This window comes from Aeromonas enteropelogenes (assembly GCF_000819845.1).
Taxonomy (GTDB): Bacteria; Pseudomonadota; Gammaproteobacteria; order Enterobacterales; family Aeromonadaceae; genus Aeromonas; species Aeromonas enteropelogenes.
The window spans coordinates 181,182-200,759 of sequence record NZ_CDCG01000046.1; the positions used below are offsets into that span (position 1 = coordinate 181,182).

Sequence of the window (19,578 nt, forward strand, 5' to 3'; positions counted from 1 at the left end):
GCTGTCACCTTCGTATAAAAACATGGTTAGACAATGAGAATGCTCAAACCCTTGCTGCTCGGTCTGCTGGTGCTGGTCACCGGCTGCCAGAAGCAGTCCGAGGCCTCGAAAACCGGGCTCATTTACTGCGCCGAGGGCTCTCCCCTCTCCTTCAACCCCCATGTCTCCAATTCGGGGGTGACGCTGGACGCCAGTGCCCGTCCGCTCTATGACCGCCTGCTGGAGGTCAACCCCAATACCCTGACGCTGGAGCCGGCCCTGGCGAGCAAGTGGCAGATAAGCGAGGATGGCCTCACCTATACCCTGACCCTGCGCCAGGGCGTCACGTTTCACCAGACCCCCTGGTTTACGCCGACCCGCACCCTCAACGCCGAGGATGTGGTCTTCACCTACGCGCGCCAGCTCGATCTCCTTCATCCCTATCACCAGGTTTCCGGCGGCGATTACCCCTATTTCTACAGCCTGGGGCAGGATCAGCTGATCAAGCGGGTCTACGCGAAAGATCCGCAGACAGTGGTGTTCGAGCTCAACCAGCCCAATGCCTCCTTCCTCGCCACCCTGGCCAGCGACTATGCGGTGATCCTCTCCGCCGAATATGCCGATCAGATGCTCAAAGCCGGCACCCCGGCGCTGCTCGACAACCGCCCCATCGGCACCGGCCCCTTCCGCTTCAAGGAGTACCGCCACAACGAGTTCATCCGCTACCTGCGCCACCCCGGCTACTGGGGCGGCGAGGCTAGGATTGAACAGCTGGTCTACGACATCACTCCCAGATCTTCCAAGCGACTGGCCAAACTGCTGACCGGCGAGTGCGACGTGATGAGCACCCCGGTTGCCAGCCAGCTGTCAGTGATCAAGCAGCACCCGGATCTCAACCTGTCGGTCCAGTCCGGGATGAACGTCGCCTTCCTGGCCCTCAATACCCGCAAGCCGCCGTTTAACGACATCAAGGTACGCCAGGCCATCGCCAGCGCCATCAATGTCGACAATCTGCTGCAGGCGGTCTACTTCGATACAGGCTTGCCCGCAAACAGTCTGCTGCCGCCCCTCTCCTGGGGTTACAACCCGAGCCTGCCCCAACGCAAGCAGGACCTGAAACGGGCCCGCCTACTGCTCAAACAGGCGGGTCTGGAGCAGGGTTTCGAGATGCAGGTGCTGGTGCAGCCGGACGCCCGCCCCTACAACCCAGATGCCATCAAGACCGCCCAACTGATGCGCAATGATCTCGCCAGGGTGGGGATCAGGCTCAAGATAGTGCAGCAGGCCTGGCCCGTCATTGAGCGCCGCCTCATGAAGGGGCAGTATGACAGCCTGCTGTCTGGCTGGATTGCCGACAACGCCGACCCGGACAACTTCTTTCGCCAGCTGCTGAGTTGCTCGGCGGTGGAGCGGGGCAACAACTACAGCCGCTGGTGCAACCCGGCCTTCGATCAGTTGCTTGACGATGCGGTCACCACACCCCAGCTGGCGTTTCGGCTGCGCAACTACTATTACGCCCAGACCCTGCTCAACGAGCAGTTGCCGCTCATTCCGCTGGCCCATGCCTTGCGCACCCAGATCAGCCGCAGCGATATCGAGGGGCTGCAGCTGATGCCCTTTGGTGGCACAGTCTTCAATCAGGCCTACAGGGAGTAAGCATGTTTCTCTACACCTTGCGTCGCATCAACCTGCTGCTCATCACCCTGCTGGCGCTGACCCTGGTCGCCTATCTGCTGGAGTATCGCCTCATCGGCCACGAGCTCAGTTTCTGGCGCGGCTATCCCGACTTCCTGCGCCGCATCCTGGCCGGCGATCTGGGGCTCTCCAGCGTCTCCGGGCTGCCGGTACTGGACGAGATCCGCCACTACTTCCCCGCCACCCTGATCCTCTGCTTCGCGGCCTTTGCCATCTCGCTGCTGGTGGGGATTCCCCTTGGCACCCTGGCCGCCCTCTATCAGGGACGGGGGCTCGATCTCTCCATCATGACGGCGGGACTGATCGGCTATGCCGTCCCCGTGTTCTGGCTGGCCCTGCTGGTGGTGATGCTCTTCTCGCTGGATCTCGGCTGGCTGCCTGCCTCCGGCCAGATCAGCCTGCTTTATGACGTGCCCACCATCACCGGCATCGCCCTGATCGATGTACTGCTGAGCCACGAACCCTGGCGGGAGGCGGCGCTGCACGATGCCCTGCGCCACCTCATTCTCCCCTCCCTGGTGCTGGCGGTAGTGCCCACCACCGAGGTGATCCGCCATGTGCGCAGCTCCCTCATCGACGTGATGAAGCAGAACTACATCAAGGCGGCGGCGAGCCGCGGCCTCTCCCGGGCCCAGATCGTCTGGCGTCATGGCCTGAAAAATGCCCTGCCCCCGGTGCTGCCCCTGCTCGGCCTGCAGCTTGGCAGCGTGCTCACCTCCGCCATGATCACCGAGGTGGTGTTCGAGTGGCACGGCATTGGCCGCTGGCTCATCAGCAGCATCGCCCTGCAGGACTACGCCGCCATTCGCGGCGCTACCCTGGTGGTGGCCAGTTTCGTGATTTTCATCAGCGTCAGCACCGAGTTGCTGACCACCCTTATCTATCCGGCGAGGCGCAAAGAGTTGTATGCCAGACAAGATTGAACGCGCTCATGGCGTAACCCGGAGCCAGGTATCCTATGCAAGATAAATCGAACATCTATCCCGAGCTCAAGATCCTCTCCCCCATGGAGCAGACCTGGGCTGCCTATCGCCGCAATCCCCTGGCGATGGCGGGGCTCTGGTGCTTCCTGCTGCTGATCGCCATCACCCTGTTCGGACCGCTGCTGGTGCCCTACGGCATTGACGAGCAGCATCCCACCCACCTGTTGCTGGCCCCCTCCTGGTCCAACAACGGCAACATCGATTACTTCCTCGGCACCGACGATCTGGGCCGTGACATGCTCTCCCGCCTGGTGGTGGGCGCACGCCTCACCTTCGGTTATGCACTGGTAGTAGTGGTCATCGCCCTGGTGGTGGGTTCGGCCATCGGCATCCTGGGGGGCATGAGCAAGGGGCTCAAATCGAGCGTGCTGCACCACCTGCTCGATACCCTGCTCTCCATCCCCTCCCTGCTGCTGGCGATCCTGGTGGTCGCCATCCTGGGGCCAGGCCTGTTCAACACCCTGATCGCCATCACGCTGGCGCTGATCCCCCCTTTCATCCGCGCCACCTACAACGCGGTGCACGCCGAGATGCAAAAGGAGTACATCACCGCAAGCCGCCTCGATGGTTCGCCCCCTTTCCGGATCATGCGCCTCGCCATCCTGCCCAATATCGTCGAAACCCTGGTGACCCAGACCACCCGTACCCTGTCGGCCGCCATCCTCGACATCTCGGCGGTGGGCTTTCTCGGTCTCGGCGCCCAGTCGCCGCAACCCGAGTGGGGGGCCATGCTCGGCGACTCGGGGGATCTCATCTACCTCGCCCCCTGGACCGTGACCCTGCCCGGCATCGCCATCCTGTTCAGCGTGCTGGTGACCAACCTGGTGGGGGAAGGCATTCGTGAGGCACTCAAGGAGGGGAATGACTGATGCATCCCCTGTTCGATAACGCCCATGTCAGCACCGGCGCCGTGGCGCGCCCAGTGCCACATCGTCATGAGGAAGGTCACTGATGCCCCTGCTCGATATTCGCAATCTCACCATCGAAATTGATACCCCACAGGGCAAGGTCAAGGCAGTGGACAAGGTGAGTCTGACCCTGGCCGAGGGAGAGATCCGCGGCCTGGTGGGAGAATCCGGCTCCGGCAAGAGTCTGGTGGCCAAGGTGATCGTCGGTATCCAGAAGGATAACTGGACGGTGCGCGCCGACCGGATGCGCTTCAACGACATGGACTTGCTGACCATGGCCCCGCGGGAGCGGCGCCGCATCATGGGCCGCGAGATCGCCATGATCTTCCAGGATCCCATCAGTTGTCTCGATCCCTCCGAAGAGATAGGCACCCAGCTCGAGGAGGCGATCCCGACCGACTCGTTCGAGGGGCAGTTCTGGCAGCGCTTCCAGTGGCGCAAGAAGAAGGCCATCGCCTTGCTCCACCGGGTCGGCGTCAAGGATCACCGCAAGGTGATGCGCGCCTACCCCCACGAATTGTCAGATGGCATGTGCCAGAAGGTGATGATCGCCATGGCGATTGCCAACCAGCCGCGCCTGCTGGTGGCCGACGAGCCCACCAGCGCCATGGAGTCCACCACTCACTCCCAGATCCTGCGGCTGCTGGACAAGATGAACAAGCTGGGCAACACCACCATCCTTATCATCAGCAACGACATCGCCGCCATCGCCAACCTGACCGACACCATCAACGTGATGTACTGCGGCCAGATGGTGGAGGTGGGCACCCGGGAGCAGATCCTGGAGACCCCCCACCACCCCTATACCGACGCCCTGCTCAAATCCATCCCGGACTTTGACAAGCTGGTGCGCCACAAGTCGCGACTCGAAACCCTGCCAGGGGTCATTCCGCCGCTGCAGCACCTGCCCATCGGCTGTCGCCTCGGCCCCCGCTGTCCCCACGCCCAGAAGCAGTGCGTACAGACCCCGCTGATGAGCAAGATCAAGGGCCATCAGTTCAGTTGCCACTTCCCGCTGAATATGGAAGAACCCAAGAAATGAGCCTGACCGTCAACCTTCCCCCGCAAGCGGCCCAGCAGGAACTCGAACCCTCCCTGTTGCAGGTCAGGGGCCTGTGCAAGACCTATCAGAACCGCACCGGCCTGTTCCGGCGCCAGGCGGTGGAAGCCATCAAGCCCCTCTCGTTTGACCTTGAAGTGGGCCAGACCCTGGCCATCGTCGGCGAGGCCGGCTCCGGCAAGAGCACCCTGGCGCGCATTCTCGCTGGCATGATAGAACCCAGCGGCGGCGAGATCGCCATCAATGGCCAGCGGATGGTGCACGGCGACTACCAGACCCGCTGCAAGCTGCTGCGGATGATCTTCCAGGACCCCAACTCCTCCCTCAACCGCAAGATCCGGGTCGGCCAGATCCTGGAGACCCCGCTGCGTCTCAACACCGAGATGACGGAGGAGGAGCGGCAGGACAAGGTGATCCAGACCCTGCGCATGGTGGGCATGCTGCCGGATCACGCCCTCTTCTACCCCCAGATGCTCTCCGCCGGTCAGCAGCAGCGAGTGGCGCTGGCGCGGGCCCTCATTCTCAATCCCAAAATCGTGGTGGCGGACGAAGCGCTCTCTACCCTGGATATCTCGGTGCGCTCCCAGATCATCAACCTGCTGCTGGAGATGCAGGAGACCATGGGGCTCAGCTATGTGCTGGTGGCCAACGACCTGGGGGTGGTGAGCCACATCAGTGACGAGGTGCTGGTGATGCATGAGGGACGCGTGGTGGAGCGTGGCAAGACGCTCAAGGTATTCGCCGATCCCCAGCACGAGGTGACTCGCCGCCTCATTCAAAACTACGACAACGAATACCGTCGATAGCCTTTTCCCTTGCGGATAAAAAAAGCCCACTGCATGCAGTGGGCTTTTTGTTGATGCTTGCCGCTTAGGCTTGCAGCAGCAGACGGTTGATGCGGGAGACGAAGCTCGCCGGATCGTTCAGCCCGCCCTGCTCGGCCAGCTGGGCCTGTTCGTGTAGCAGGGTGACCCACTCGCCAAACAGCGCCTCGTCTTCGATGGTGTCGAGCTTCTTCACCAGAGCGTGGTCGGGGTTGAGCTCCAGAATGTACTTCTGCTCCGGCACCGGCTGACCGGCCGCGCGCATCAGCTTGATCATCTGGGTGCTCATGCCGTAGGCGTCGGTAACGATGCAGGAGGGGGAGTCGGTCAGACGGTGGGTGACACGCACCTCTTTCACTGCATCGCCCAGGCTCTTCTTGACCCGCTCAACCAGGCCGGCGTTGGCCTTCTCGGCCTCCTCCTGCGCCTGCTTGGAGGCTTCGTCTTCCAGATCGCCGAGATCCAGCTCGCCACGGGTAACGGAGATGAGCTGCTTGCCGTCGAACTCGGTCAGGTGGCTCATCAGCCACTCGTCGACCCGCTCCCACATCAGCAGCACTTCGACACCCTTCTTGCGGAAGATCTCGAGGTGCGGGCTGTTCTTGGCCGCGGCATAGGAGTCGGCGGTGATGTAGTAGATCTTCTGCTGGCCTTCCTTCATGCGGCCAACGTAATCCTCGAGCGAAACGGTCTGGGCTTCGCCTTCGCCGGCGGTGCTGGCAAAGCGCAACAGCTTGGCGATCTCTTCGCGGTTGGCGTAATCCTCGGCCGGGCCCTCTTTGAGCACATTGCCGAACTCTTTCCAGAACTTGGCGTACTTCTCGGCGTCATCCTTGGCCAGCTTGGAGAGCATGGTCAGCACCCGCTTGGAGCAGGCCTTGCGCAGGGAGGCGGTCACCTTGTTGTCCTGCAGGATCTCGCGGCTCACGTTGAGCGGCAGATCGTTGGAGTCCAGCACCCCTTTGACGAAGCGCAGGTAGGTCGGCATAAACTGCTCGGCGTCGTCCATGATGAAGACGCGCTGCACGTAGAGCTTCAAGCCATGCTTCTGTTCGCGGTTGTAGAGATCGAACGGTGCACGGGCCGGCACGTAGAGCAGGCTGGTGTACTCCTGAGCCCCTTCCACCCGGTTGTGACCCCACAGCAGCGGATCTTCGAAGTCGTGGGCGACGTGCTTGTAGAACTCCTGATACTCCTCATCCTTGATGTCTTTCGGGTTGCGGGTCCACAGAGCGGTGGCACGGTTGACCTGCTCCCACTCGCCCGGGGTGCCGACGATGGTCTCGCCATCTTCTTCCCGATCCGGGGTGCCTTCTTTATACATCTCCACCGGCACGCTGATGTGGTCGGAATACTTGCCTACCACGGAGCGCAGGCGCCAGTCGTCGAGGAACTCGTCCTCTTCGGCGCGCAGGTGCAGGATGACGTCGGTACCGCGACCCTCTTTGGTCACGTCAGCCACGGTAAAGGAGCCTTCCCCTTCCGATTCCCACTGTACGCCCTGGCTCGGCTCGGTACCGGCAGCGCGGGAGACCACGGTCACCTTGTCGGCGACGATGAAGGCGGAGTAGAAACCTACCCCGAACTGACCGATCAGCTGGGAATCCTTGCCCTGATCACCGGAGAGGTTCTTGAAAAATTCGGCGGTGCCGGATTTGGCGATGGTACCCAGATGCTCGATCACCTGATCCCGGGTCATGCCGATCCCGTTATCGGAGATGGTCAGGGTACGCTTCTCTTTGTCCACCACCAGGCGCACACGCAACTGGCCGTCGTTTTCGAACAAAGAGGCATCGGAGAGCGCCTTGAAGCGCAGCTTGTCCGCCGCATCGGAGGCGTTGGAGATAAGCTCGCGCAGGAATACTTCTTTGTTGGAGTAGAGGCTGTGGGCCATCAGGCTCAACAGTTGTTTGACTTCAGTTTGAAAGCCGTGGGTTTCGGCATGAACACTTTGGGTCATGGACCAATCCTCAGAAACATCGGGTTGAACATACGCCCAACCTAGATGGGGACGGCCGATCAAATATCAAGGGGCGAGTGTGCAATCTGCCTCACTCGCCCCTCTTTTTCCGTTCGATTGCCGATTTTTCGGCCAATACGTGTCGCCACCAACAGGCGGCCAGCGGGCTTAAGTCAGGCGCTGGCGCCCCATCAGGGAGTGGGAGAGTGTAGTGCCATCCACCAGCTCCAGTTCGCCCCCCACCGGCACCCCGTGGGCGATGCGGCTCACCTCGACACCGGCCGCACGAGCCATGTCGGCGATATACCAGGCGGTGGCATCCCCTTCGATGGTGGGGTTGGTGGCGAGGATAAGCTCGCTGATGGCCTCCTCTTTCAGGCGCCGCTCCAGAATGTCGAGCCCCAATTCCTCGGGGCCTATGCCATCGAGGGGCGACAGGTGGCCCATCAGCACGAAGTAGCGACCGGAAAACTGGCCGGTCTGCTCGATGGCCGCCACGTCCGCCGGGCTCTCTACCACGCACAGCAAACCATTCTCTTCGCGCTTGGGATTGGCGCAGATATCGCAGCGATCATTTTCGGTAAAGGTGCGGCAGTAGCTGCAGTGCCCGATCTCGGTCAGCGCCCGACTGAGCAGCTGGGCCAACCGCAAGCCACCGCTGCGCTCGCGCTCGAGCAGGGTGAACGCCATGCGCTGGGCGGACTTGGGGCCCACCCCGGGGAGCACCTGCAGGGCTTTCATCATCTCATCGAGCAGGGGACTGAATTTCATGGGCTAAGTATCCTTTGAGGCTGTATCGGCTGGAGATGCTGTGCTCTGCTCCCGAGGGAGCCTGACTACCCGGCCGAACCAATCTTGTTGGCGCAGGACTATACCCGAGCCGGCTCCGAGCGCCAATGACCTTCTGGCCTCCATTGCCCTGGCCGTAGTCTCTCCTTGCGCAGCACTCTGCCCTCACACTCTGCGCCAACTCTCTGCGCAACGCCCCGAACCGGAGCGCGGGGCCGGCTCGTCAGCATGCGATGCTCGCAGCTCTTGTCAGTCAGCAGCCGATATTCAGTATTTGCTATTCGCACTTTAATTCCGGGTCGTAGCGCAGTCGATGGCGCACGTTGTCACGCCATAGACCGGCTGCACCACCAGGCTGGCTGGGATAAACCCGATACGCTGGATAGAAATCGCTGCCAATGTCATTAAACATGACACAAACCACCAATCGAGAAATTTACGCGGAGTTTAAAACCGCAAAACCCATAAAGATCGATTTAATATCTCACTTTGTTTACCACTAACAGACCAACTGATAACATAAATAAAACACAAGCAGTCAGATACACCAGCAATGGCATTCATGACTGTCTGAACTGGCAAAAGAGACTGAGGAAATAAAGGCTCGCAGGCCGACATGGATAACAGTCCCCTTTATCACAGCAGGCGCCGATCAGTATCCAAGTTGCTATCGGCTGCCAATAAGGACGTTATCCCGACACAGAGATTCACGCAGGACATCCCCTGGATGTGGGATGCCAAATGACCTTGCCCCTTGATAGAGGGCAACCCTTTTTCTCTATTTCACGGAAGAAATGGCACATCATGAACACTGTTACCGCCAGCATCGATCTGGATGCCTTGCAACACAACTTTGCCGTGGTACGGCGCCATGCCCCCCACAGCAAGATCATCGCGGTCCTCAAGGCCAATGCCTATGGCCATGGCCTGCTGCCGGTCGCCCATGCCCTGGCCCGGGCCGATGCCTATGCGGTGGCCAGGGTCGAGGAGGCCCTGGTACTGCGCGCCAACGGCTTCACCAAGCCCATCCTGGTGCTGGGGGGATTCTTCTCGGCAGAGGCACTTCCCCTGCTGGCGGCCCACGATCTGCAAACCACCATCCACACCCGCGAGCAGCTGGCGCTGCTCGAGCAGGCCCACCTGCCCGCTCCCATCAAGGTCTGGCTCAAGCTCGATACCGGGATGAACCGGCTGGGGCTGCGCGCCGAAGAGCTGCCCGCCTTTATCGAGCGGCTCACCCGTTGCAAGAATGTGGTACAGCCTTTCAATCTCATGACCCACTTCAGCCAGTCCGATGAGCAGGATGGGCCGGCCACCCAGTTGCAGATAGCGGAGTTCAACCGCCTCACCGCCCATCTGCCGGGCGAGCGAGCCATGGCCAACTCGGCAGGGATCCTGGCCTGGCCGGATTCACGCAGTGACTGGATCCGACCCGGACTCATGCTCTATGGCGCCTCTCCGTTTGGTGGGCAACTGGCCAGCGAGCACGATCTGCGCCCGGTGATGACCCTCAAGAGTCAGCTTATCGCCACCCGGGCATGCAAGCAGGGAGAAAACGTCGGCTATGGCGGCCACTGGGTGGCCCCTCATGACACCATCCTCGGTGTGGTCGCTGTCGGCTATGGGGACGGTTATCCGCGCATGGCGCCCGAGGGCACCCCTGTGCTGGTCAATGATCGTCGGGTGCCCATTGTCGGTCGTGTCTCCATGGACATGATCACGGTCGATCTTGGCCCCGGGGCCCGCGACAAGAGTGGTGACGAGGTAACCTTGTGGGGGGAAGGACTGCCGGTGGAACAGGTGGCCGAGAAGATAGGCACTATCCCCTACGAGCTGCTGACCCGGCTCACCGCGCGGGTCTTTATCAAGCTCAGACGCGCCGGTGAACAGGCCCCTTCACTGGTCGAGGCTAGGCGGGTTGCCTGATGACATGCACTCACCGGCACCTGTCCGTTTTCCCGCCAGGATTTGCGCAGTACGAGAAACGCCAGAAAGCAAAAAGCCCGACCATCAGGTCGGGCTTTGCAATTTGGCGGTGAGGGAGGGATTCGAACCCTCACTTTTGGATATCACAGCACAAACATAACCTTTACATTCAATGACTTACGGCAAAATTGTCTACTATAAAAACAGCGAAATTGACTCAAGCTCTTGCCATGAGTTTTCTATATCCTTTATAAAGAGAAACTCTGGAATGTCAAGAACATGAACATGCTTTCTAACTATCGGAATCATGTTATCGTTTCCTCTAAATGGCGAATCGATTCACGTCCTCGCGAACTCCTGCTTTGCGGTAACGCCCGGTTAAGGGGCAGACATCGCCACTACCAAGCCTCCGCATAACACCGTAATCACAAAAACCAACGCATAATAAAAATGCCACACGTTGGCTGTCCCTCTTGAACCGTTTGTTAGGCACTTACTGCTGGCTACGTAATCGTTCAATTTCTGTTTTAATTTCTCGGATAACTAATTCAGTATCTATTCGTTGAAGATTATCTTTTATATGAGTTTCAAGTAATGGATCGGTTTTTAGATTAACTGTAAAAACCACAGTATTTTCATCAACTTTCTCTTTCGTTGTATTTTCTATTAAAAAACCATCCATATTCCATGCATCAATAACCCTATCTACATTCCTATCAATCACTTTTTCACGCTGAAGTGGTTCTGATAGGTAAGAAACTATCGATTCATGCATGTCAGATTGCTTCCAAGCTTCCTTGATCGACTCACCTATTGTATTTTTTAAAAGCCATAATCCTGTAGCAGTCAGCACTGCTTCGATAATGATGCTACCTTTTTCAATACGCTCAATGTAGTAAGCGTCAATATGATTGAGGGGGCCTTTCAATCGGTCTTGAAGAGATTGTTTTTCTGATTTAGTAATGTTGCTATGGTTTATTAAAAAGAAGACTTCTTGATATTGAATCTCTCGAAGTAACGTGGAGAACTTTTTAAGTATTGAGCGGAAAGTACGGTCTGAAACAGGATCTAATGTTGGATGATATATTTTAAATTTGATATTTTTCATTGTAATTTGGGGCTAGAGTCCAGGCTTCTACCTTTTGGTCAGTAGAATTTTATCACTGTCATTTACATGTCAGCGGCTCTGAACCGCGTAGCCGTCTCCATTCTCTAAAAATTTATAACTTATGTCAACAACGGATTGTGCCTAACGCCGCGCTCTGCGGCAAATTTGGAGCGCTGCGGAAAATTTGTCCGACAGCAGCGCCTTGTTAGATGACTTTTCATATGCTCGCAAACATTGATCCAGATTGAGTAACATGAATTGGCTTTGACAGCAGGTTTTCAAGAAATTCTTGAGGCGCAAGGCGCTCATAAACATCTAAAAACTCTTCGATGAGTGCCAAGTAATTTTCATGCTTACCAGAAACAACTTCGCGCCAGATGCTAGGCCTATATCGAACCAATATCGATAAGGAGTAAAGCAAAGCTACACAAATTGCTCGATACTCGCCCACCGAACCGAAGATAGGAATTATTACACTGGAACTTGTATATGGACTGCGATGTTGTTTTAGCACTCCATGCCAGTATTCTTCTTCGGGGTGTTTAACTAGAGCTTTAAAGTGAAGGCCAGGATATTCCGATGTTTGGTATTCAATTTGATCTAGTGGCAAGGATAAAGCTGCTATATCTTCTTTTGATTTAGAGCATGAAATATCATTGATAGTTACATAGGTCTCCCTTAGCCTCGGTATATTCAGCCCAAAACTACCATTTGACTCTGAATCATAACTAAATGTTAACCAATTTGGGGGGGAGTTAGTGACCAATAAGAATAGATCTTCTAATTCAGGTATTCTTGAAAACAACTCAATAAGAGTGGTGACTTCATTCTTTGATAAATCTATATCGGAGGATTTTTTTGGTTTTTTATCTGGGAAAGATGAAATATCGGAACCCAAGAACTCCACCCATTTTTTGAAAAAGCCATTTGATAGTACGCCTACAACAAAGCCCTCAAAGGAGTTCTCATCAAGCGAGTCAAATGTATAAAGGCCATGCCCAAATTTGGTCATATTCTCAACCTCATCAAGCGAATCAGGCCCCTCTGGCGCAGCAAGCATTTCAGCAGAAGCAAATGCAATTGCGCCATAATATAGACTTACAATCCTCTGGTTTAGTTTTTGCTCACTTGCAGCTTCAAAGTAATCACATCCGTTTTGAATACAAAACGCTAGTCCTTCTGCTTTGCATTCAGCCACTTCGCTAGAGTAAGTTATCGCTTTTGAAGCATATCGTTCAATAACCAATTTTTTAGATAGACCTTTAGTCTTGAACTGCTTTATTCGAGTCCAAATTTGTTTAATGGGACTCTCGGATTGAATATGGCTTGTAAACTCTCTTGGTTTGATCTTGGGTTTTTCTGGTCCGCCCACAGAAATTTTTCCTTCGGAAACCAACGAATTCCACTTGATTACATAAGTTTGGATGCTGGATTTTTCGATGACTTCAGTTTCGATACCATAAGCATACGATTCAAGATGATAGAAGCCGCCATTAAGAACTATCAAATCAACAGTCTTGTCTAGAATTTTATAAATGCCATTTGCCGTGGCACAAGAATACAGCAAGCCAACTTTGAACTCAGAATCAGATTTATTTAGTTTAATAACAATATACTCACCATTGGGAAATTGCCCATCAATTGAGCATTCCCAATTGTGTCTTTCAAAAGGCGCAATGATATCTCGCTTTGCGTCCCGTTCTAGAATTCCTAGCCTTGCTTCTTTTCCTGAGTCCATTGCTCTCTATTTCTCGATATTCATCTAACGTTTGGTTAAGGGGCGGGCTTTAGCCCGTCCCAGTGAGCGAAGCGAACGATTTGAACCAGTTGTTAGAGGGTGGCAAGCTCACGGAGCTTTTCTCCTAAACTTTGCATCTCTTCACGAGTGTACCCAACAAGTGTTGGCATTTCCCAGTCGTAAAACTTGGTATCAGATGTTGCTTGAAATACTAGATTGCTCAGTGCAGCCAGTTCTTGATTTGTGAAGATTCCTGCATATACGGCTTTGACCGCCTCTGCCATTGGCTCGGTGACGTTGTTGATAACACTTGTGGCAATGACAAGATCACCTTTCTCTTCAGATTTAGTCAGTGCTTCGGCTAGCGCATCTTTGATGCTTTTAGTGGCGTCGGACATGACAACCTCTAACGCTCGGCTCTGCGGCTGGTAAAAGTGGAGGCAAGGCCGGAACTTTTGCCAGTCCGACAGCCGCCGCTTGTTAGGGCTTTGTACGAATAAAACCTTGTTCGTATAGTTGCTCTTTAATTAAATTGTAGTAAACCTCTGGCTCACGAGGATTTACATCATATAGGTCCTCAACTCGCTCATTTCTAAACCAAAAAGACCCATCACTTATATAACAATGGATTCTATTTTTACAATACCAATTTGAGTTTTTAACGCCTTTGATTGTGTTTAATCTTGGTTTTTTTGGCAAAAACATATAGCCCACAATTAGCGGAAGGTTTTTGCTTGTTTCTAATAGTACTTTGAATGCTTCTTTAGAATGAAAGTGGGTGTCTACAATTTCAATAGCAACGAGCGGAGTCTTGTCGGTCAGCGATATTTCAGATGAACTTCTCCCCAAAATATCAAATAGTACAAACTTGCCATACACCAAGCCAAACTTAACTTCCTTTGCCCAATGGTAATTTTTCAGTTTGGCAAATGATTCATAGCCTTTGTTTTCTTCATCCCATGGTCTTTCATAATAACCCAGCTCATGCTTGGCATATTTGTTTAAAAAAGAACATATAATCATTTGCTCTTTCGTATGCTCTTCACTCTCCGTTACTCCGGGTTCGATATCAAACCTTATTGGCTTCATTTCATAAAAATGAGGCGTTTGGGGATGGTTTCTTATTCCAAGCTGATAGCTTCCATCAGGCTTATCTCTAAGCTCTTTGGTTCTAAGTTCTGCTCTTCGCTCTTCTCGGTGTAGCTCGCGAAAAGAAACTGCCTCCCATACACCTTCATCATTTTTAAAATGAGCTACTTCATATTTTGGCAAATTTTCCTCCTTGAGCCCTAACGCCAAAATCAGCCGCGCGTTTTTTGCGTCGGCTGGATTTACTTGTTATGCGATTCGCTGCTTGATGCTAAATCTAGCAGCACTGGTAGTTTAATAATTCCAGATTGAACAATCGCCACAAAAGCTATGAGTATAGTAAGTAAAACCATCCTCTTTTGTAGTTTTACAGCTTCTGTATGTCTTCTCTCTTCTTCTTCGTACTTTTCAATCGTACTTATGGCTTTACCCGTAACCACGTACTCTGTGTTTACCTTTCTCAGGTCACCGGACTCAACTAGAGAATCAAGGTATAGCTCTAGCCTGTTCTGTTGCTCATCGGCTGATGGATGCAAAACCCACTTAATAGAATACAGCTTGGTCATTAAATCAATGACACCAATTCCGTTATGTTCGCGATCTAATTGATCATTCATCATAAATTGAATCAGCTCCATTCGCTTTTTAGTAACGAGTTTCTTCTTATTAAAGAAAAACTGATGAGCGGAGCTAATGTAGCGGTAAAGATGTATTTTTAGATAAACAACTTTTGAAAAATAATTCCAAGCCAAATCATATACGCTAGAGTAGATAACTTCAGAAAGGCCGTAGTAGTGAGTTATTCTCAAGCTGCCACAATTAAGATCATCAATTGAAATAGAATGCTCTTCGGCATATCGTTCACCATTCCACCTCAATCCAGTCAGACGACCATTTTCAAATCCGGTGGCAACAAAAAAAGGCTCGTTGTCGCGATCTAACGCTACAACAAAGCAGTTTACTTGTTCACCTTCTTCTCCCGACCTTGGGATTCGAGATTCGCATGATCTTGAAATCACTTTCGGAAGGAGCCACTTTAAAACTAAATTTTTGAGCAATTGCTTCTCCTGCGCTCACGCATAACAGTGATTAGATGGAAGGCGGTACTAATCCGTTAACAGAGCCTTCCGTATAACTCCGCTTTGCTCTGATAGTCGCCACGAAAAAATCAAATTAAATCAGAATATTACCAGTATTCTTCTAATACTTTAACGTATTCGCTTGACCTCCTCTTTTTGCTCTATCATTACTACTGTATATAAAAACAGAATAGGGGGCAGCCATGGAAGACGCCAGCAAGCCCCGCCTGCGTGAACAGGTCAGGACAGTGATGCGTTTACATCACTACAGCATCCGTACTGAAAAGCCCTACTTGTACTGGATCCGCAATTTCATACGCTTTCATCAACTGCGACACACGCAGGAACTCGATTCTGCTGAGGTCAATGCTTTTCTCACACGGCTTGCCGCCGAACGAAATATGTTGCCGATTGACAACCAAAAAATTAGTACAGCCACCATGTTGAGTAACGGGTAGCCACTCGCTTACCTATCTCATCAGGCAAGGCTACCGCCCCTGAGTTACAGCCCTCAGCCCGCTGCTGTTAACCAACATGGTGTCACGAATCGCTCCCATGATGCTTCCCAGAGAGATGGATTTTCGTTTGGCTATCTTAGGGGAGTAGATCGAGACATGGAAAGAGGAAATGGATAAAAATATGAGCAGGCTCAATGAATTAGTGAGCGACTGCTTTGTTAAACTGGTAGTTTGGTTAGCAGAGGATACGGATATGTCCCTCACCCAGCCCCTTTGCTACAGGGTGAATCACCCCGACTTCTTTAGACACTTCGAAGCCGTTCAGGACTGATCCCGCGTCAGTAACTTTGCCGACGGGTCTCTCCTAACGGGTTCAAAGTGGATAGCTCACACTCTGAGATGAATTCTGATTGTGCCGTGCCCACCGGCCCTGCCTCCCTTGCTACGCCACGTCTTGACCTGCGTAGCTAAACTCTGGATCGTATATTCACATAGAACGCAGTGCTATGTGGAATTTATGAAAGTAAAGACGGCTTTTCGATGAGACGCCTTTTTACAAATGGCGATAAGGAGGATAACGCACTGAAAAAGAGGCAGCATGAAGTTCAATTCCAGCCAGTAACATAAAAAAAACCATTTTTTGTTTTCATGAAGAAATTCCTTTTGGATTTGAAAACAAACGGGGGGGCTAGACTTTTTAAAATGAATGCTTGATGCTTTCATGCCTACTTATTTTCGAGATGTCAACCGATGAGGATAAGAGTAGATTTATCCTCATCGAGCCGGGGGATTGTTAAGGGGGTGCAATATATCACATGCAATACTTATATATATGTAGTTCATTGCACCATTGCATCCAATTAATTGGCGGATGTGGATGAATCTGCTAAATGTGTGATAGCAATGCCATCTGTTAATACATATTCAGTCCGTTCAGATGTCGCCACCCTTGTCACCCAACCATTATCGACACATTTTTTTATGTAATTTTTTGCCTGCCGTTCTTTTACAGAGAAATACTGGCAAAACCTCTCGGTCAATGTGGTGGCAGAAATCGCCTCCTGGCCTTCCAGTGCCTCCAGCAGCCCATCCATCAGCCTGTCGCGCTCCTCCCCGATGGCACTGACTAATGTCAGCCCAGTACGATTAAGGAGTATTTCGTCAGGTGTTTCAACAGCCCTCGCACTGAACGTCAGGTTGTAGCGAGCGCCCTGGCCCTCTCGCGTCCCCAGTGAGATGACACCATCGGCCTCACCATGAATCGAAGAAGCTCCTCGCATGCTCATTACGCCAGCGTTAACCCCACCTGCATTAGGCGATGCCTTTCTTGCGTGATGAACGATGATGTGTGCAGCTGAGCCGCTGATTTTTCGAATGGCTCGCATCACCTGACCCATTTCGCCATTGTTGTTTTCCTCTGCATTATGCATCCGAGCGAGGACATCCCAGATGATCAAATCCGGTTGAATGTCGTTGACAATATCTATTATTGCCTGTGATGCCATAGGATCTAATACATCAGTCGATTTATAATCGCCGCACCGCAAGAATGTTTTAATGTTTTTTGCATCTCCCAAGTTGGTCTGTGCCGACATGGTGTAGTACCGCTGCCAAAACAATCTGTCATTGACCTCAAAATCCATATACAATACGAGCGCTGGCCTTTTAATTTCCCAATTTAAAAATACACTACCGCTGGCTACAGCCAAGCCCAACTGCGTTGCAAGCAGCGATTTACCCGTTTTGGGCGAGCCATTAATAATCCACTGTTCGCCTTTTTCAATTAGATTATCCACCACCCAATCAGGGCTTTGCTGGCTGGAAATTAATCCAGCAGCAGGACTGAAATTATAATGTTTTTCATTATTCATAAACATACCTATATTATTGTGGTGACTTAGTACTATGTTGATATGTCTCATCGTTTACATATATGCATAAGCTAATCATGCGTATATGTATAATTAACTACCCCGTGTTGTTGCAGATACAGTGTTTTTATGTCTGATATTGCGCTATCAGTATGAAGGGCATGGATAATCAGGTATAAAAATGCCACCAATAATTGCGGCATTGGTCGTCTGTCCTCGATCAGCAAATGAGCCCGAGCGCCCGAAGGCGTTGGAGCGCCCGATCCTGTGCATCGTTCGAATAATCGGCTTCCAGAGTGATCCGAGCAAGGCGCTCAACCAGCCGCCTGCCACTTTCATCGAGCCTCACAGACACATCGAGCAATGACACTGTGTATTGAGTGTTACATGCCGATGCCAACGCAGCAGCCAGCACCCTGCTAGATCCGGTGCGCGGGTGTTCTGAAATGATTGCCAAAATTTCGTTTAGAATTTTCATCTATTTCCTCTATGTTGTTAAACAATATGGTGCCTTTTCGGCTGTCATAAATTCTGCTGGTTAGATACTGGTTGTGATGTAAACGCCCTCGATTGATCAGCACCAAGCGATGTTATGGCTGCGTTTTGTGTAATAACAAATAATCATCTAAACATTTTTTATGTCTGGTATTTCGCCATCAATATGGATGACCGTCACCGATATATAGGCATCAAGGTAGTTCCTCCTCGTGCCTCGTCAGACTCCACCTTGACCCCTATATTCGGCTCCTTTGTCATGCCATATTAATCGCTTCATACCCTCCATAAAAATGGGTTCTCCACCCCACTCCGGTCGCTGCGCAACCTACGGGGGTTCCGGGTTCGCTACTCTCACCACACCCACATACTTACGTGCGTAAGTATGGTTTTCAATAGCGTGCTTACGGTTGTATATTTTTGCGTACTTACGATTGTTTTCATGGTGCACTTAAGTGCGCATTCGTAAGTGTCACATGTTATATTTACGCCAATGAAGATCATAGTTAGGTGTTTGTATTTTCTAGCATGTTTATTTTTTCGAGTGACAGTGGATCTGATTATCGCGAAAGACCATCATCTTTTTGTTTATTTCTTTTTATATAGGCAGCCATCCCGGTTGATTTATCTTTCGCATTTGAACCCTCATTTGGCTCGACTACCAAAATTGGTGTGCTCGGCTGGATGTAATTTTTATTATCTGTAGACCGCACGCTATGAGTCACTCTAATATGGCTCAGGTCAGCATCAGCAGGACAGCTCGGCAAGCGCCCTCCTTTTGCTGATTTTCGATTTCCGTAACGATCAATCGAGGCTGTCGCTTGGTGCCCCATCAAATAGGCAATTTGTAAACGCCCCATACCTGATGCCTTGAGCTCCGAACCCATTTGATGGCGCCAGCTATAAAATGTAGGGAGATGTTTGCGCTTCGGCCATAAATTCTTCCCCGCAGCGCATAGTTTGTCTTGCAGACACCCAACATTTACTTTTTGTGCTAATGTAACAAGCATATACAACGTCAGTGCTGTTATTCCATCCAGCTGTAACACTCTGTCAGCTCCGCGTGTACCATGATGGCTCTTTTTTGCTCCGATAACAGTTAGCCGATTACTATCGACTGTTACGCCAGCCAGCTCTGTGGGTCTGATACCGGTGAGTTTGAACAGTTTAATCGCAGCCACCATGCACTTATCATTCCGTGCATTGAAATAGTCAATAAGCACAGTTTCATCTTCTGCTGCGATCGACTTAACTCGAGTCTGCTTCTGTTTAACGGAAAGCGTGCTGCCTTTGGCTGTGACTGGGTTATGCAATGCTAGAATGCGTGTAGCTGCATCGTCATATCCTAAGGTGCGTTGATGATGTGCAAGAGCCCCGCGTAGGCGACGCCAGTAGGCGGGCCGATATTCAGGAGCACAAGCTAACAATTCATCTGAGATATTTTTAGCAGTAAGTTTGATACATTTTCTTTCCAAACGAATATAAAAATGCTTTGCAATCTTTTCATATTCAATTTTTGTTTTATCAGTCGCCATCATCTTTCCTTAGGCTCTTAACGGCCCTTATTTAACGTGTTATCGAATCAATAATATATCGATGTGAATCACAGTAGTTAT

General features: G+C 52.3%; 17 protein-coding genes. 7 read left to right on the plus strand and 10 right to left on the minus strand.

Annotated elements, in window-relative coordinates:
- The first annotated feature begins 39 nt into the window (after nt 1-39).
- The 5 genes from sapA (at nt 40) to BN1123_RS20215 (ending at nt 5,431) form a co-directional block, all read left to right on the plus strand.
- Nucleotides 40-1,635, plus strand: a complete 1,596-nt coding sequence (gene sapA / locus BN1123_RS20195) for an ABC transporter substrate-binding protein SapA (RefSeq protein WP_042029242.1) — start codon at nt 40-42, stop codon at nt 1,633-1,635.
- Nucleotides 1,636-1,637: 2 nt separating this feature from the next.
- Nucleotides 1,638-2,597, plus strand: coding sequence for an ABC transporter permease (locus BN1123_RS20200; RefSeq protein WP_042029243.1), 960 nt, complete (start codon nt 1,638-1,640; stop codon nt 2,595-2,597).
- A gap of 35 nt (nt 2,598-2,632) precedes the next feature.
- Nucleotides 2,633-3,526 carry an ABC transporter permease subunit gene (locus BN1123_RS20205; protein ID WP_042029244.1) on the plus strand — a complete coding sequence of 298 codons (894 nt, stop codon included), beginning with the start codon at nt 2,633-2,635 and terminating at the stop codon, nt 3,524-3,526.
- An 82-nt stretch (nt 3,527-3,608) separates the two neighbouring features.
- Nucleotides 3,609-4,607 (plus strand): peptide ABC transporter ATP-binding protein, encoded by a 999-nt coding sequence (locus BN1123_RS20210; RefSeq protein WP_042029245.1) that lies wholly within the window; start codon nt 3,609-3,611, stop codon nt 4,605-4,607.
- Nucleotides 4,604-5,431, plus strand: a complete 828-nt coding sequence (locus tag BN1123_RS20215) for a peptide ABC transporter ATP-binding protein (RefSeq protein WP_042029246.1) — start codon at nt 4,604-4,606, stop codon at nt 5,429-5,431. Before BN1123_RS20210 ends, BN1123_RS20215 begins: the two co-directional genes overlap by 4 nt.
- Before the next feature lie 64 nt (nt 5,432-5,495).
- On the opposite strand, the gene htpG is transcribed toward BN1123_RS20215, so the two are convergent.
- Both htpG and recR read right to left on the minus strand, forming a co-directional pair.
- Complete coding sequence (gene htpG / locus BN1123_RS20220) at nt 5,496-7,409, minus strand: molecular chaperone HtpG (protein ID WP_042029247.1); 1,914 nt, start codon at nt 7,407-7,409, stop codon at nt 5,496-5,498.
- Between the two features lie 168 nt (nt 7,410-7,577).
- Nucleotides 7,578-8,180 (minus strand): recombination mediator RecR, encoded by a 603-nt coding sequence (gene recR, locus BN1123_RS20225; protein WP_042029248.1) that lies wholly within the window; start codon nt 8,178-8,180, stop codon nt 7,578-7,580.
- Nucleotides 8,181-9,002: 822 nt separating this feature from the next.
- Between recR and alr the strand changes: the two genes are divergently transcribed.
- Entirely contained in the window at nt 9,003-10,124 is a 1,122-nt protein-coding gene (alr, locus tag BN1123_RS20230) for an alanine racemase (protein ID WP_042029249.1), read from the plus strand.
- Nucleotides 10,125-10,617: 493 nt separating this feature from the next.
- Here the strand turns inward: alr and BN1123_RS21130 are convergent, their stop codons facing one another.
- The 5 genes from BN1123_RS21130 to BN1123_RS20245 all read right to left on the minus strand — a co-directional run bounded on the left by BN1123_RS21130 (nt 10,618) and on the right by BN1123_RS20245 (nt 15,117).
- Nucleotides 10,618-11,232: a hypothetical protein gene (locus BN1123_RS21130; protein ID WP_082037586.1), complete on the minus strand. Its 615-nt coding sequence runs from the start codon at nt 11,230-11,232 to the stop codon at nt 10,618-10,620.
- Between the two features lie 217 nt (nt 11,233-11,449).
- Nucleotides 11,450-12,970 carry a YaaC family protein gene (locus BN1123_RS21135; RefSeq protein WP_082037587.1) on the minus strand — a complete coding sequence of 507 codons (1,521 nt, stop codon included), beginning with the start codon at nt 12,968-12,970 and terminating at the stop codon, nt 11,450-11,452.
- 92 nt (nt 12,971-13,062) lie between these two features.
- Nucleotides 13,063-13,368, minus strand: coding sequence for a hypothetical protein (locus tag BN1123_RS20240; RefSeq protein ID WP_042029251.1), 306 nt, complete (start codon nt 13,366-13,368; stop codon nt 13,063-13,065).
- A gap of 82 nt (nt 13,369-13,450) precedes the next feature.
- Nucleotides 13,451-14,242: a hypothetical protein gene (locus BN1123_RS21140; protein ID WP_082037588.1), complete on the minus strand. Its 792-nt coding sequence runs from the start codon at nt 14,240-14,242 to the stop codon at nt 13,451-13,453.
- A 59-nt stretch (nt 14,243-14,301) separates the two neighbouring features.
- Complete coding sequence (locus BN1123_RS20245) at nt 14,302-15,117, minus strand: hypothetical protein (protein WP_156130765.1); 816 nt, start codon at nt 15,115-15,117, stop codon at nt 14,302-14,304.
- 224 nt (nt 15,118-15,341) lie between these two features.
- Here BN1123_RS20245 and BN1123_RS20250 point away from each other — a divergent pair, with 224 nt between their 5' ends.
- The gene (locus BN1123_RS20250; RefSeq protein WP_042029253.1) at nt 15,342-15,596 is read left to right on the plus strand and encodes a phage integrase N-terminal SAM-like domain-containing protein; all 255 of its coding nucleotides are present in this window, start codon (nt 15,342-15,344) and stop codon (nt 15,594-15,596) included.
- Nucleotides 15,597-16,456: 860 nt separating this feature from the next.
- Here BN1123_RS20250 and BN1123_RS20255 read toward each other — a convergent pair.
- From BN1123_RS20255 to BN1123_RS21145, 3 genes are all read right to left on the minus strand, one after another.
- Complete coding sequence (locus BN1123_RS20255; RefSeq protein WP_042029282.1) at nt 16,457-17,467, minus strand: AAA family ATPase; 1,011 nt, start codon at nt 17,465-17,467, stop codon at nt 16,457-16,459.
- Nucleotides 17,468-17,687: 220 nt separating this feature from the next.
- The gene (locus tag BN1123_RS20260; protein ID WP_016351021.1) at nt 17,688-17,945 is read right to left on the minus strand and encodes a hypothetical protein; all 258 of its coding nucleotides are present in this window, start codon (nt 17,943-17,945) and stop codon (nt 17,688-17,690) included.
- A gap of 577 nt (nt 17,946-18,522) precedes the next feature.
- Nucleotides 18,523-19,497, minus strand: coding sequence for a site-specific integrase (locus BN1123_RS21145; protein ID WP_082037589.1), 975 nt, complete (start codon nt 19,495-19,497; stop codon nt 18,523-18,525).
- Nucleotides 19,498-19,578: the final 81 nt, after the last annotated feature.

Bases quoted from the DNA above. Each gene is read 5' to 3' on its own strand.
- sapA (WP_042029242.1), top strand. From the start codon at position 40: ATGCTCAAACCCTTGCTGCTCGGTCTGCTGGTGCTGGTCACCGGCTGC.
- BN1123_RS20200 (WP_042029243.1), top strand. From the start codon at position 1,638: ATGTTTCTCTACACCTTGCGTCGCATCAACCTGCTGCTCATCACCCTG.
- BN1123_RS20205 (WP_042029244.1), top strand. From the start codon at position 2,633: ATGCAAGATAAATCGAACATCTATCCCGAGCTCAAGATCCTCTCCCCC.
- BN1123_RS20210 (WP_042029245.1), top strand. From the start codon at position 3,609: ATGCCCCTGCTCGATATTCGCAATCTCACCATCGAAATTGATACCCCA.
- BN1123_RS20215 (WP_042029246.1), top strand. From the start codon at position 4,604: ATGAGCCTGACCGTCAACCTTCCCCCGCAAGCGGCCCAGCAGGAACTC.
- htpG (WP_042029247.1), bottom strand. From the start codon at position 7,409: ATGACCCAAAGTGTTCATGCCGAAACCCACGGCTTTCAAACTGAAGTC.
- recR (WP_042029248.1), bottom strand. From the start codon at position 8,180: ATGAAATTCAGTCCCCTGCTCGATGAGATGATGAAAGCCCTGCAGGTG.
- alr (WP_042029249.1), top strand. From the start codon at position 9,003: ATGAACACTGTTACCGCCAGCATCGATCTGGATGCCTTGCAACACAAC.
- BN1123_RS21130 (WP_082037586.1), bottom strand. From the start codon at position 11,232: ATGAAAAATATCAAATTTAAAATATATCATCCAACATTAGATCCTGTT.
- BN1123_RS21135 (WP_082037587.1), bottom strand. From the start codon at position 12,970: ATGGACTCAGGAAAAGAAGCAAGGCTAGGAATTCTAGAACGGGACGCA.
- BN1123_RS20240 (WP_042029251.1), bottom strand. From the start codon at position 13,368: ATGTCCGACGCCACTAAAAGCATCAAAGATGCGCTAGCCGAAGCACTG.
- BN1123_RS20250 (WP_042029253.1), top strand. From the start codon at position 15,342: ATGGAAGACGCCAGCAAGCCCCGCCTGCGTGAACAGGTCAGGACAGTG.
- BN1123_RS20255 (WP_042029282.1), bottom strand. From the start codon at position 17,467: ATGAATAATGAAAAACATTATAATTTCAGTCCTGCTGCTGGATTAATT.
- BN1123_RS20260 (WP_016351021.1), bottom strand. From the start codon at position 17,945: ATGAAAATTCTAAACGAAATTTTGGCAATCATTTCAGAACACCCGCGC.
- BN1123_RS21145 (WP_082037589.1), bottom strand. From the start codon at position 19,497: ATGGCGACTGATAAAACAAAAATTGAATATGAAAAGATTGCAAAGCAT.